The sequence below is a fragment of the Pseudomonas sp. 13B_3.2_Bac1 genome (genome assembly GCF_025466205.1).
Lineage (GTDB): Bacteria > Pseudomonadota > Gammaproteobacteria > Pseudomonadales > Pseudomonadaceae > Aquipseudomonas > Aquipseudomonas fluorescens_H.
This window is the reverse complement of the sequence record NZ_JANLOG010000006.1, coordinates 1-13,518: the sequence shown is the minus strand read 5'-3', so window position 1 is coordinate 13,518 and position 13,518 is coordinate 1. Positions and strand designations below refer to the sequence as shown.

The following is a 13,518-nucleotide window of genomic DNA, read 5'->3' as shown; positions in this document are numbered from 1 at the left end:
CCACATTTGATTTTTTTGGGGTGTCAGTCAGTTTTGCTCAGGTTTCTTGAAGACGTAAAACAGATTCGGTTCACTCACCAGATACAACGTCCCATCGTCATCCATCGCGATGCCCTCGGCCTGCGGTACGCTCTTCTGTAAACCCTGCCGTCCCTTGTTCAGAGACAGTGTGCTCAACGGCCGCCCGTCCACATCCAGCTCCAGAATCAGCCCCGACTCGTCGGACAGCGCCAGCAAATGGCCGCTGCGCTCGTCGTATTGCAGACTCGACAGATCGCGCACGAACATCCCGGCGTCGCGCTTGGGGTTGTTGATCACGTGCACCGCGTAGGACTTTTCCGGATTGAAGTGCGGAAATCCGTGCACTTCATAAATCAGCATCGGATCGCGCTCCTTGGCGACGAACAGACGCTTGCCCACTGAGTCGTACGCCAGGCCTTCGAAGCCCTTGTTGCCACTCATGTGTACGCCGAGGGTCATTTGTTCGGCGTCCGCCGCATCGAGGAAGGTCGTGCCCTGCTCCAGATGGACCTTGATCAGACGTTGCTGGCGCTCGTCAGTGATCACGTAGGTGTCGGCGCTGATGAACTCAACCGCCTCCGCATCGCCGAAACCAATCAACGCGATGCGCCGCAGGATTTTGCCGTCGAGCGACAATTCGACCAGTTCGGCATTCTTGTTGGTCACGGTGAACAGGCTCTTGCGCACCGGATCGTAGGTCAGCGCCGAAACATCGTCGTTCAGCCCTTCGATGACCCGAGCTTCGACCTCGACCCGGTATTGACCCAGACCAATGGCCTCACTGCTCAACGGCTGCCACAAGGTCTGCAGATTGAACCAGGCGCGCTCGAACAGGCGCAGGTATTGGCCGATCGCAATCAACGCGATCAGGGCGACAACCGACAGGATGACAAACAGGGGCTTGGGGCGGGCAAGTCGACGCATTCGGGCAGGCTCGGGATCAAAACAGGCGGATGAAATATCACGCCTGTCTGAACTGAAGCTTAATGGCCACTTGCCCTTGCCCACAACAGAACCGTGTAGGAGCTGCCGAAGGCTGCGATCTTTTGATCTTGAAAAACAAAATCAAAAGATCGCAGCCTGCGGCAGCTCCTACAGGGAGAGGTTCAGGCTGCTACTTCTGCTTTTCGAAGCGATAGAACAGGTTCGGCTCACTGACCATGTACAGCGTACCCGCGTCGTCCATGGTCACGCCTTCGGCACGGGGAATGGTGTTCTTCAATCCGTTGAAGCCGCCGAGCAGGGTCATGAAGCTGACTTGCTCGCCCTTCTCGTCCAGCTCCAACAACAGGTGCGAATCGGCGGACAGCACCAGGGTGTGGCCGGTACGCGGGTCGATGGCCAGTGCCGAGAGGTTGCGGATGTCCAGTTCATCATTGGCCAGCTTCTGCTTGTCACCCTTGAGGATCTGGCTGCCGTCGCTTTTCCAGGTGAACAGCGCCGGCGGCCGTTCTTCGCCCAGCAGCAACTGCTGGTTGCGCGGATCCCAGGTGATTGCCTCGAACGCCTTGTTCTGGTTTTTCGACGGACCGAGATCGTATTTCGGGAAGTCGGCGATATTCAGCTCGCGGGTATTGGCATCGACCTTGACGATGGTCAGCAGGTGCTCGCGCTCGTCGACAATCGCCATCAGGCCGTTTTCCATCACGGTCACGCCTTCCGGATTGATCCAGCCCACCAGTGGCATCTTGCGCAGCACATCACCCTGCAGGGTCAATTCGACCAGGAACGGATTCTTGCCCATCACCGAAAACAGGGTTTTGGTCTGCGGGTTGTAGGACAGGTCCGAAGCCTCGTCCTTTTCCATGCCCGGCAGCAGCTTGCCGTCGATCACCGCCCGATAGTCCGGCAACCAGATGCTCGCCTTCTGCTCGGCCTGGCTCTCGAAACGTTCGCGCAGCCACAGCAGGCCACGGTCGTCCCAATGCATGATATGCGCCAGGCCATAAGCGACGGCGAGCACCAGCAATAGCCAGAAATACCAGCGCAGGGCAAAACGTGAGCGACGGGAAGTTTTGAGCTGAGTTTGAGCTGACATCAGGGACGCGTTCCGAAAATTCAGGCTATGGGTAATAGCACAAAGAGGCCGGCTCAGACGCCAGAATGAGAGGAATTATCCGGACAGGATGTGAAAAAAACGGCAAATGGCGGGATTGTCGTGCAGCTTTGCGAGCCGCGACACAGAGCCAATGCAGGATCGGCACTTGTGGCGAGGGAGCTTGCTCCCGCTGGGGCGCGAAGCGACCCTGCTTTTCACTTCAAAAAGCAGGGGCCTGCTGCGCAGTCCAGCGGGAGCAAGCTCCCTCGCCACAGTTGCTGTGTATCGAATGCGTTCGGTCAGCGCACGCTGCTGCTGAAGCGGCTCGCGCCAACCAGTTCCAGGACGATGTCGTCGCCGACATTCAGCGGGCCGACGCCCACTGGCGTGCCGGTGAGGATCACGTCGCCGGCCTGCAGCGAGAAGCAGCCGGCCATGTGCTGGATCATCGGCACGATCGGGTTGAGCATCGCGCTGCTGTTGCCGTCCTGGCGTACTTCGCCGTTGATGGTCAGGCGGATGCCGATATCGGTCAGGTCGGCGAAGGTGCTGCCGACCACGAACGGGGCGATCACTGCCGCGCCGTCGAACGACTTGGCGATTTCCCATGGCAGGCCCTTGGACTTGAGCTCGGCCTGCTTGTCGCGCAGGGTCAGGTCCAGCGCCGGGGCGAACCCGGAGATCGCGTCGAGCACTTCTTCACGGCTCGGCTTGGTCGACAGCGGCTTGCCGATCAACACGGCGATTTCCGCTTCGTAGTGCACCGAACCGCGCTCGGTCGGAATGCTGAAGCCGCCTTCCAGCGGCACCACGCAACTGCCCGGCTTGATGAACAGCAGCGGCTCGGTAGGCACCGGGTTGTCCAGTTCCTTGGCGTGTTCGGCGTAATTACGGCCAATGCACACGACTTTCCCGATCGGGAAGTGAATGCGCGTGCCGTCGACATACTGGTGCTGATAGCTCATTTACCGACTCCTGCCTTCATTGATTCAGGGGATTGCCAATCAAACCGCGAAAATCTTGCCCGGGTTCATGATGCCGTTCGGATCGAACACCGCTTTGACCGCTTTCATGTACTCGATTTCGACCGGAGAGCGGCTGTACGTCAAGTATTCGCGCTTGGTCATGCCCACGCCGTGTTCGGCGGAGATCGAACCGTTGTACTTCTCGACGGTTTCGAACACCCACTTGTTGACGGTGGCGCACTTGGCGAAGAACTCGTCCTTGCTCAGGTTATCCGGCTTGAGAATGTTCAGGTGCAGGTTGCCGTCGCCGATATGGCCGAACCAGACGATTTCGAAATCCGGGTAGTATTCGCCGACGATCGCGTCGATTTCCTGCAGAAATGCCGGCACTTTCGACACGGTGACCGAGATGTCGTTCTTGTACGGCGTCCAGTGCGAGATCGTCTCGGAGATGTACTCGCGCAGCTTCCACAGATTCTGCAGCTGGGTTTCGCTCTGGCTCATCACACCGTCCAGCACCCAGCCTTGCTCGACGCAGTGTTCGAAGGTTTCCAGCGCCGTGTTGGCCACTGCTTCGCTGGTCGCTTCGAATTCCAGCAGCGCGTAGAACGGGCAGTCGGTTTCGAACGGCGCCGGTACGTCGCCACGGCCCAGCACTTTGGCCAGGGCCTTGTCGGAGAAGAATTCGAAAGCAGTGAGGTCGAGCTTGCCCTGGAAGGCATGGAGCACCGGCATGATCGAGTCGAAGTCGGCGGTGCCGAGCACCATGGCGGTCAGGTTTTTCGGCGCGCGATCCAGACGCATGGTCGCCTCGACCACGAAACCGAGGGTGCCTTCAGCGCCGATGAACAACTGGCGCAGGTCGTAGCCGGTAGCGTTCTTGATCAGGTCCTTGTTCAGTTCCAGCACATCGCCCTTGCCGGTGACCACTTTCAGGCCGGCGACCCAGTTACGGGTCATGCCGTAGCGAATCACCTTGATCCCGCCGGCATTGGTGCCGATATTGCCGCCAATCTGACTGGAACCGGCCGAAGCGAAGTCCACCGGGTAGTACAGGCCATTTTCTTCGGCGACGTTCTGCAGGTGCTCGGTGACCACGCCCGGCTGACACACGGCGGTGCGATCGGTGAGGTTCACGTCGAGAATCTGGTTCATGTAGTCGAACGACACCACCACTTCGCCATTCGCGGCCACGGCGGCAGCGGACAGCCCGGTGCGCCCGCCGGATGGCACCAGCGCCACTTTGTGGGTGTTGGCCCAGCGGACGATGGCCTGCACCTGCTCGATGGTCTTGGGGAACACGATGGCGCTCGGCGCGGGGGCGAAGTGCTTGGTCCAATCCTTGCCGTACGCGTTCAGGGAGTCGGCGTCGGTCAGGACCTTGCCAGGCTCGACCAGGGTCTTCAGTTCATCAATCAGGGCAGGATTGGTCATCGACAGAACTCTCGAACAATTCATGGTCATCCTGAAGACGCTTCACGTCGCAGGAATGAGTGTTTAGCGGGGTGGCTATGCTAGCATACCGACCCCGCAGGCCAGTGCCCAAGGCCAGTTCTGCGGTGACGGCTTTCTTGTCGTCCAGGTCAATGTCTGTTGACCATTTCCTGCCATTTTTCTCCGGGATACAGGTTTACGCAGATGAGCAAGACTTCTCTCGATAAGAGCAAGATCAAGTTCCTTCTTCTCGAAGGCGTCCACCAATCGGCTGTCGACGTCCTCAAGGCGGCGGGCTACACCAGCATCGAATACCTGACAGGCTCCTTGCCGGAAGCCGAGCTCAAGGAAAAGATCGCTGACGCTCACTTCATCGGCATTCGTTCGCGCACCCAACTGACCGAAGAGATCTTCGATCACGCGAAGAAGCTGGTCGCGGTCGGCTGTTTCTGCATCGGCACCAACCAGGTTGACCTGAGTGCTGCCCGCGAGCGCGGCATCGCCGTGTTCAACGCGCCGTACTCCAACACCCGCTCCGTGGCCGAGCTGGTGCTGGCCGAAGCGATCCTGCTGCTGCGCGGCATCCCTGAGAAAAACGCTTCCTGCCACCGTGGTGGCTGGATCAAGTCCGCAGCCAACTCCTTCGAGATCCGCGGCAAGAAACTCGGTATCGTCGGCTACGGCTCGATCGGTACTCAGCTGTCGGTCCTGGCTGAAGGTCTGGGCATGCAGGTGTTCTTCTACGACACCGTGACCAAGCTGCCGCTGGGCAACGCCACTCAGGTCGGCAACCTGCACGAACTGCTGGGCATGTCCGACATCGTCACCCTGCACGTTCCGGAAACCGCTGCGACCCAGTGGATGATCGGCGAGAAGGAAATCCGCGCCATCAAGAAGGGCGGCATCCTGATCAACGCCGCGCGCGGCACCGTGGTCGAGCTGGACGCCCTGGCGGACGCGATCAAGGACAAGCACCTGATCGGCGCGGCCATCGACGTCTTCCCGGTGGAGCCTCGCTCCAACGACGAAGAGTTCGAAAGCCCGCTGCGTGGCCTGGACAACGTGATCCTGACCCCGCACATCGGTGGCTCGACTGCCGAAGCGCAGGCCAACATCGGTCTGGAAGTGGCGGAAAAACTGGTCAAGTACAGCGACAACGGTACATCCGTTTCGTCGGTGAACTTCCCGGAAGTGGCCCTGCCGGCTCACCCTGGCAAGCACCGTCTGCTGCACATCCACGAGAACATCCCGGGTGTGATGAGCGAGATCAACAAGGTCTTCGCCGAAAACGGTATCAACATCTCCGGTCAGTTCCTGCAGACCAACGAGAAAGTCGGTTACGTGGTAATCGACGTCGACGCCGAGTACTCGGAGCTGGCGCAAGAGAAGCTGCAACACGTCAACGGCACCATCCGTAGCCGCGTACTGTTCTGATTCCGCGCTGAGCCACAAAAAAGAGAGCTCCTCGGAGCTCCCTTTTTCATGCCTGCGGAAAAGTCATTTCACCGTCACGGTGATCTTTTCCGAAACGATTGGCGGGTTGAAAGCCATGTGGCCCTTGTCGCCCAGTTCCAGTTGCAAGGTGTGCTTGCCTGGGGTCAGCGTCAGTTCGGTTTCGGTCTGGGCCTTGCCGAAGTGGATGTGGTTGGCATCTGCCGGAATCACCGCGCCCGCCGGGATAATGTCCTTGGCATCGACCAGCAGGTGATGGTGGCCGGTGTTCGCGGTCGGATCGCCTGCCGGCGCCAGTGCGATGCCTTTGACTTCAAACTTGACCTTGAATGTCTTGTCGACAACGGCGCCGCTGCTCGGCTCGACGATACTCACTGAAGCGCCCGCCGGCGCCTCTGTGGCGGCGCTGGCCATCATCGAAGCACCCAACAGAAGGCCAGCCAGCGCTGCACGTGACATGAATGTTTTCATTCTCTTCTCCAGTTTTTTCGTAAAATCCGCGCGGTCATGACAACTTCATGACCATTCGTTGTCGAAGGCACTCGACAACCATAGCAAAGCGAGCCTGACTCAGAGCATCGCGATAATGATTTCAAAGGAGTGACCATGCGTTTTCTGCCTGGCCTGATCTGCCTGCTACCCCTTCTGAGCCCGCTGGCTCACGCCGAACTGATTGATGACGTCAACGACCGTGGCGAGTTGCGCATAGCCCTTGAGGCTAATACACCGCCCTTCAATTTCAAGGACGGCGACACACTCACGGGTTTCGAGGTCGAGCTTGGGCAATTGCTGGCCAACGAGCTGGATGTACGCGCCGACTTCATCGTCACCGACGACGCCGATCTGCTTCAGGGCGTTGAAAGCGGCAAGTACGACGTTGCGCTCAATCACATAGCACTGACACCTGAACTCAAGGATCGTTTCGACTTCAGCGAGTCTTACGGCAAGGTCGACTCGCAGCTATGGGCGAAGAAGGATGAGCAGCCACGGCCGATGGTGCTGGTACAGGCGCTGACCGAGGAAAAGCCGAAGGCGACCCCGGTGGAGCTGGCGATTCCGTTTCAGAAGGGCAACCCGGCGTTTCAGGCGAGCCTTGCGGGTGCGTTGCAGCGGATCAAGGCGGATGGGCGGTTGGCGGCGTTGTCCGAGAAGTGGTTCAGCGAGCCCAAATGAACACACAAACCCTGTGGGAGGGGGCTTGCTCCCGAAGGCGTCGTGTCAGGCAATACACAGGTTGGATGACCCGCCGCTTTCGCGAGCAAGCCCGCTCCCACATGGGTTGTGGTTGGCTTTCAGTCGAGTTGGGTCAGGGCCATTGCGGCCTCAGGCAGTTCGAGCTCACTGAACACCTGCACCCCGTGCCGTTTGAGCAGCGCAGCCGTCACGCCTTCGCCACTGACCTTCACCCCACTGAACGTCCCGTCATAGGTCAGCAAATTCCCGCAGGAAGGACTGTTGGCCTTGAGCACCGCGACGCGGATGTCATGCTTTTGCACCAGCTCCAGCGCTTGCCGCGCACCATCGAGAAACTGCGCGCTGACGTCCTCGCCCTCGCTGGTGATCACCGCCGACTGGCCATCGAGCACTTCCGCGCCCTGCCCGCCCGGGATCTCCGCCGCTGCCCGCGGGGTCGGCAAACCGCCAGCCACTTCCGGACACAGCGGTACCACGCGGCCCTCGGCGATCCACTGTTCGAGCAGATCGAACGGCCCGCTGGCCCCGCCGTCGTAACGCACGCGGTGGCCCAACAGGCAGCGGCTGACCAGAATCTTCTGCATATCAGAACGGCTCGTTGCCACGGCGACGGAACCAGCCGGTCAGCGACAGGCGCTCGCGGTGCGCCGGCAGCACTTCATGCGGCACCTCTCCGGAGAGGAACACCACCAGACAGCCGCCGGTGGGTTGCACGTCGTGGACGCGCTCATCGTCCAGGTACATGCGCAGCTGACCACCGTCTTCCGGCAACCACGCATCATTGAGGTAGACCACCGCCGAAACCATGCGCCGGTCATCGTCGCGAAAACGGTCGACGTGCTTGCGATAAAACGCGCCCGGCGGATACAGGGCGAAATGGCATTCGAAATCCTCAAGCCCGAGGAACAGCCCGCGATTGAGCGCCTCGCGCAGACTGTCCATCAGGCTCAGATAACGGTCGCTGGCCTCGGCCTGGCCCGGGTCGATCCACTGGATGTGGTCGCCGCGAATGCCCTCGCGAATCTCCGAAAACGGCCCACGGCCTACCCCCGCCGGCGCCAGCTCACCCTCGGCCTCACGTTTGCGGCACTCGGCCGCCAGCTCACGGGTCAAACCCGCGGGCAGGAAAATGTTCTGCTGCGACCAGCCATGTTCGGCCAGGTCGTCGACGATACGTAACAGCAGCGGGTGTTCAGAGGATATTTGCATGGCGCGCATAGTATGCCGGCGGCAAGAAATCCGACAGAGCCACGCAGCGGCTTGCTACGAATTCTCGACAAGTCCCGGCACCGCACGGAGAATAGTCCGCTGCTGACAGGAGTCCCTATGCGCCGTTTGCTTTTTTCACTGTTGATGTTCTGCGTTTTGCCCGCCTGGGCGGACGGCCACGATCAGTTGTACAAGATCGCCGGCTGGCCAGATCAACGTGCGCATTTCAATGATGCCCTGAGTGCCGCGCAGCAGCGCTACCAGAACAATCTGCCGCCAGCGGTGTTTCAAGCCCTGGTCAACAACAGCAACCAGCGCTTCGCCCCTCAGGCCATGGACCAGCGTGCCGAAGCGCAACTGCGCCAGCACCTCGCCGATCCACAACCGGCGTTGACCTTTTTTCAATCGCCGCTGGGCAAGAAAATCGTCGCCGCTGAATTGCTCGCCACCCGTCGCGATCAACTGGCGAAGAACGCCAAGGGCTTGCCGAAAATGCAGGCCAGCGACAGCCGTCTGTTGATCATCGGCCATCTGGCCCAGGCCCTGCCCGCCCGCGAGGCCGGCGCCGAGGTCAGCCTGGCGATTGCCGGGGTGGCGGCGGACAGTTTGAGTTCGATGATTCCCGGCCTGCTTGGCGGCGGTCAGGCACAGGGCATGCTGAACGGTCAGCGCCAGCGCCTGATGGAGCAGATCGGCGCCGATTTGAACAACACGCTGCTCTACGTTTATCGCGATCTGTCGGATGACGAACTGGAGCAGTTCGCGACCTTTGCCGAGTCCAGCGAGGGCAAGGCGTATTACCAGGCGGCGCTGGCGGCGATTCGGGCGGGGTTGGCGGTGGGGCAAAGCTCTTCGAACCTTGGCCAGTAATCTTCATCGCCTGACCGGCCGCCTTCGCGAGCAAGCCCGCTCCCACAGGTGATCGCGGTCTCCTGTGGGAGCGGGCTTGCTCGCGAAGAGGCCCTTACAAACACTACAAATTTCTGCCCCTGATCCGCTTGTTCAGAAACTCGAAATACTCCTCGCGCATTTCCAGCGTCTCATTCGCCAGATGATGCCGCGCCTCCGGCAGCAGCAGAATCTGCGGCCGATCGAACTTCCACTTCAGCACCTGCAAGTTGTGCTGCCAGTCCACGGTCATGTCCGCCTGCCCCTGAATGATCAGCGGCCGTCGCGGACTTTTTTTCGCGTGTTCCACACGGATGATCCAGCGCGACAGCGCACCGACCCACGCCGTCGGCAAGCGTTTGGGCTGCAACGGATCGGCCTGCAGAAACGGCAGGAAATCCGGGTCGTTGGAGTTCTCGCTGAAGCGCCGGGTGACGCCCCGCACGAAAGGCCTCAGCAAGTAATAACTGAGCTGCGACCAGCCCCATGCGCGCGGACGCACCAGCGGCGCCAGCAGAATCAACTGGCCCTGCGCCGGACTGTTCTCGCCATGGTTGAGCACATGATCGACGACGATCGCGCCGCCAGTGCTTTGTCCGCACAGGTGCCAGGGCTGCGGCAGGGCAATCGAACTGGCTTCAGCGAACAACGCCTGCAACGTGTCCTGATATTCGGAGAAGTCGCGAATGCTCGCCCGCGCTCCGCTCGACAGGCCATGCCCCGGCAAATCGCAGGCGATGACGGCAAAATCCTGATCCAGAGCCCACTCGATCACATGCCGATACAGCCCGGTGTGATCGTAAAAACCGTGCAGCAGAAACAGCGTGCCCTTGACCTTCTCCGGCCACCAGCAATGGCTGACCAGCTCATAACCGTCCACCTCGAACCGGCCCATGCCGCGCCAGACATCGCGCTCGGGAAAGTCGGTTTTATAGAACTGCTGATACGCCTTGGCCTCGTCCGACAACGGCTGCCACTGGGCCAAAGGCTTGAGGCTGGCGCGTAAATGATCGGCATCGAAAGTGTCAGGCATGCGGGTATTCCAGAGCGGTAAACAGACTTTATCGGCCTGCGATATTCATCTGTTGCGGCAAGCATGGCAAGCTAGCCCACCTCTTCGGGAACGAAAACCATGCGCTCGCCCTACCGCACCGCACTGTTTGCCAGCCTGCTCGCGCTTGTGTGTGCCGGGGTGCTGTGGGCGGCGTACGACTGGTTTCAGGGGCGTTATCTGCGCGCGTTCAGTCAGCACACCGCGGTGTTTTCCGGTGATCCATTGCGCCTGCCGGATGAACTGGCCGGCCCCGGCAAAATCCGTCTCGTGCATTTCTGGGACCCGGCCTGTCCGTGCAACGTCGGCAATCAACAGCACCTGACCGAGATGGTCGAGCAGTACGGCACGCGCGGTGTGGAATTCTTCGCCGTGCAGCGCGCCGGCTCCCACGGTCAGTTGCCCACCACCCTGAGCAACCTGAAAACCATCGCCGTGCTGCCCGGCTCCGAGCAGATCCCGGCCAGCCCCGCCGTGGCGATCTGGGACCGCAGCGGCAAACTGGCGTACTTCGGCCCGTACAGCGAAGGGCTGACCTGCAATTCCAGCAACAGTTTTATCGAACCGATCCTCAATGCCCTCACGGAAGACCGCCCGGTCAACGCCACGCACACCCTGGCGGTTGGGTGTTATTGCCCGTGGCCGGTAGTGGCGCAGTAAGGCATTCCGGACTTTTCAAGGACAGCGATGCACGGCACGGAAGGTCTGTGCTAATTGTTTGCAGCCCGACGGGCGGCAATCCCGCATGCACAAGGAGTCACCATGAAACGCGTCTTCACCGTTCTTGCCTTGCTCATCGTTATCCTGCTCATCGCCATCGGCGGTTACGTCTACAGCAAGCAACCGACGCGTCAGGGTCAGGTGGAGCTGCGCAATCTGCAAGGCTCGGTGACCGTGCGCTATGACGATCGCGGGGTGCCGCACATTCGTGCCGAGAACGAAACCGATCTGTATCGTGCCCTCGGCTACGTGCATGCCCAGGACCGACTGTTCCAGATGGAAGCCATGCGCCGCCTGGCCCGCGGCGAGCTGGCCGAAGTGCTGGGGCCGAAGCTGCTCGACACCGACAAACTGTTCCGCAGCCTGCGCATCCGCGAACGCGCCGCCAGTTATGTCGCCAGTCTCGATAAGCAGTCACCGGCGTGGAAGGCCCTGCAAGCCTATCTGGACGGCATCAATCAATATCAGGACAGCCACGCCGCACCGGTCGAGTTCGACGTGCTGGGCATCCCCAAGCGGCCGTTCACCGCCGAAGACAGCATCAGCGTCGCCGGTTACATGGCCTACAGTTTTGCGGCGGCGTTTCGCACCGAGCCATTGCTGACCTACGTGCGCGATCAACTCGGCGCTGATTACCTCAATGTCTTCGACCTCGACTGGCAGCCCAAAGGCGTGCTCGCCAAAGGTCACGCCAACAAGACCCCGGCCCTCGCCGCCGGCGACTGGAAAGACCTCAATGCCCTCGCCCGTCTCAGCGAGCAGGCGCTGATTGAAAACGGCCTGCCGCAATTCGAAGGCAGCAACGCCTGGGTGATTGCCGGCAGCCGTAGCCAGAGCGGTAAACCGCTGCTGGCCGGTGATCCGCATATTCGCTTCTCGGTGCCGTCGGTGTGGTACGAGGCGCAACTGTCGGCGCCGGGGTTTGAGTTGTACGGCCATCATCAGGCGCTGGTGCCGTTTGCGTTCCTGGGGCACAACCTGGATTTCGGCTGGAGCCTGACCATGTTCCAGAATGACGATCTGGATCTGATCGCCGAGAAGGTCAACCCGGACAACCCGAATCAGGTCTGGTACCACGGCCAGTGGACCGATCTGGTCAGCACCCAGCAGCAGATCGCGGTGAAGGGCCAGGCGCCGGTGACGCTGACCTTGCGCCAGTCGCCCCACGGCCCGATCGTCAACGATGCGCTCGGCACTGCCGCCGGTAAAACGCCGATCGCCATGTGGTGGGCGTTCCTCGAAACGCCGAACCCGATCCTCGAAGGTTTCTACCAGCTCAACCGCGCCGACACCCTGGCCAAGGCCCGTGTGGCGGCGGCCAAGGTGCAGGCGCCGGGGCTGAACATCGTCTACGCCAACGCCAAGGGTGACATTGCCTGGTGGGCTTCGGCGCTGCTGCCCAAACGTCCGGCGGGCGTGCGCCCGGAGTTCATTCTCGACGGCAGCGGCAATCAGGCGGACAAGGACGGCTACTACCCGTTCAGCGCCAACCCGCAGGAAGAAAACCCGGCACGCGGCTACATCGTCTCGGCCAACTTCCAGCCGCTGTCACCCACCGGGATGGAGATCCCCGGTTACTACAACCTCGCCGATCGCGGGCAGCAGCTCAACCGTCAGCTCAGCGACAAGAGCGTGAAGTGGAGCAACGAGGCCAACCAGAAACTGCAACTGGGCACCACCACCGGTTACGGCCCGCGCACCCTGGCGCCGTTGCTGCCGGTGCTGCGTGAAGTGGTGAGTGATCCGGCACAGCTGAAACTGGTCGAGCAACTGGCGCAGTGGCAAGGCGACTATCCACTGGATTCGGTGAGCGCCACAGTGTTCAACCAGTTCCTCTACGACCTCGCCGATGCGGCGATGCGCGATGAGCTGGGCAACGACTTCTTCGAGACGCTGCTGTCGACCCGGGTGATCGACGCCGCTCTGCCGCGCCTGGCGGCGAATGCGGACTCGCCGTGGTGGGACAACCGCAACACACCGAACAAGGAGACCCGTGCCGACATCGTCAAAGCGGCGTGGCAGGCGAGCATGGCGCACCTGAAACAGACCCTCGGCGACAACCCGTCCGACTGGCAATGGGGCACGGCGCACACCCTGACCCACGGTCATCCGTTGGGTCAGCAGAAGCCGCTGGATCACATCTTCAACGTCGGGCCGTTCGCCGCACCGGGCAGCCACGAAGTGCCGAACAACCTCTCGGCCAAGCTCGGCCCGGCGCCATGGCCGGTGACCTACGGGCCTTCGACGCGGCGGCTGGTCGACTTCGCCGACCCGGCGCACAGCCTGACCATCAACCCGGTCGGCCAGAGCGGCGTGCCGTTCGACAGCCACTATGACGATCAGGCCGAGGCGTATGTCGACGGGATGTATGTGCAGGCGCACTTCAGCGAGGAAGAGGTGACGGCCAATACCCGGAGTACCTTGAAGCTGTTGCCGGCGCGGGCTGCGCGATAGTTTTGTACTTTCTGCGCTGAACCCTTCGCGAGCAAGCTCGCTCCCACAGGGGAGTGCATTTCAACTGTGGGAGCGGGGGTTGTCGCGCAGGC

Annotated in this window: 13 protein-coding genes; 5 read left to right on the top strand and 8 right to left on the bottom strand. The window is 61.2% G+C overall.

Annotation, left to right across the window (positions count from 1 at the left end; genetic code table 11):
* Window positions 1-27: 27 nt before the first annotated feature.
* The 4 genes from NTD85_RS00655 to NTD85_RS00640 all read right to left on the bottom strand — a co-directional run bounded on the left by NTD85_RS00655 (window position 28) and on the right by NTD85_RS00640 (window position 4,458).
* The gene (locus NTD85_RS00655; RefSeq protein ID WP_262141173.1) at window positions 28-945 is read right to left on the bottom strand and encodes an SdiA-regulated domain-containing protein; all 918 of its coding nucleotides are present in this window, start codon (window positions 943-945) and stop codon (window positions 28-30) included.
* 190 nt (window positions 946-1,135) lie between these two features.
* On the bottom strand, window positions 1,136-2,059 hold the full coding sequence (locus NTD85_RS00650; protein WP_262141172.1) for an SdiA-regulated domain-containing protein: 924 nt from the start codon (window positions 2,057-2,059) through the stop codon (window positions 1,136-1,138).
* A 299-nt stretch (window positions 2,060-2,358) separates the two neighbouring features.
* Window positions 2,359-3,024 (bottom strand): fumarylacetoacetate hydrolase family protein, encoded by a 666-nt coding sequence (locus NTD85_RS00645; protein WP_003229216.1) that lies wholly within the window; start codon window positions 3,022-3,024, stop codon window positions 2,359-2,361.
* 39 nt (window positions 3,025-3,063) lie between these two features.
* On the bottom strand, window positions 3,064-4,458 hold the full coding sequence (locus tag NTD85_RS00640) for an FAD-binding oxidoreductase (RefSeq protein ID WP_262141171.1): 1,395 nt from the start codon (window positions 4,456-4,458) through the stop codon (window positions 3,064-3,066).
* 204 nt (window positions 4,459-4,662) lie between these two features.
* On the opposite strand from NTD85_RS00640, the gene serA reads away from it, so the two are divergent.
* Window positions 4,663-5,892, top strand: a complete 1,230-nt coding sequence (gene serA, locus NTD85_RS00635; protein WP_003229219.1) for a phosphoglycerate dehydrogenase — start codon at window positions 4,663-4,665, stop codon at window positions 5,890-5,892.
* A 63-nt stretch (window positions 5,893-5,955) separates the two neighbouring features.
* Here serA and NTD85_RS00630 read toward each other — a convergent pair whose 3' ends face one another.
* A complete protein-coding gene (locus NTD85_RS00630; RefSeq protein WP_103484323.1) occupies window positions 5,956-6,381 on the bottom strand; it encodes a DUF4399 domain-containing protein in 426 nt (141 codons plus the stop codon).
* 135 nt (window positions 6,382-6,516) lie between these two features.
* Here NTD85_RS00630 and NTD85_RS00625 point away from each other — a divergent pair, with 135 nt between their 5' ends.
* The gene (locus NTD85_RS00625) at window positions 6,517-7,083 is read left to right on the top strand and encodes a transporter substrate-binding domain-containing protein (protein ID WP_103484324.1); all 567 of its coding nucleotides are present in this window, start codon (window positions 6,517-6,519) and stop codon (window positions 7,081-7,083) included.
* 119 nt (window positions 7,084-7,202) lie between these two features.
* On the opposite strand, the gene NTD85_RS00620 is transcribed toward NTD85_RS00625, so the two are convergent.
* Together NTD85_RS00620 and NTD85_RS00615 are read right to left on the bottom strand one after the other, a co-directional pair.
* Window positions 7,203-7,688, bottom strand: coding sequence for a DUF523 domain-containing protein (locus NTD85_RS00620; RefSeq protein WP_262141170.1), 486 nt, complete (start codon window positions 7,686-7,688; stop codon window positions 7,203-7,205).
* Between the two features lies 1 nt (window position 7,689).
* Window positions 7,690-8,322 (bottom strand): 2OG-Fe(II) oxygenase, encoded by a 633-nt coding sequence (locus NTD85_RS00615; protein WP_226500874.1) that lies wholly within the window; start codon window positions 8,320-8,322, stop codon window positions 7,690-7,692.
* Window positions 8,323-8,430: 108 nt separating this feature from the next.
* On the opposite strand from NTD85_RS00615, the gene NTD85_RS00610 reads away from it, so the two are divergent.
* Complete coding sequence (locus NTD85_RS00610; protein ID WP_097088904.1) at window positions 8,431-9,183, top strand: DUF2059 domain-containing protein; 753 nt, start codon at window positions 8,431-8,433, stop codon at window positions 9,181-9,183.
* 103 nt (window positions 9,184-9,286) lie between these two features.
* Here NTD85_RS00610 and NTD85_RS00605 read toward each other — a convergent pair whose 3' ends face one another.
* Entirely contained in the window at window positions 9,287-10,234 is a 948-nt protein-coding gene (locus tag NTD85_RS00605) for an alpha/beta hydrolase (RefSeq protein WP_262141169.1), read from the bottom strand.
* Window positions 10,235-10,333: 99 nt separating this feature from the next.
* On the opposite strand from NTD85_RS00605, the gene NTD85_RS00600 reads away from it, so the two are divergent.
* Entirely contained in the window at window positions 10,334-10,912 is a 579-nt protein-coding gene (locus NTD85_RS00600) for a DUF6436 domain-containing protein (protein WP_103484328.1), read from the top strand.
* A gap of 102 nt (window positions 10,913-11,014) precedes the next feature.
* Window positions 11,015-13,426, top strand: coding sequence for a penicillin acylase family protein (locus NTD85_RS00595; RefSeq protein ID WP_262141168.1), 2,412 nt, complete (start codon window positions 11,015-11,017; stop codon window positions 13,424-13,426).
* Window positions 13,427-13,518 lie beyond the last annotated feature (92 nt).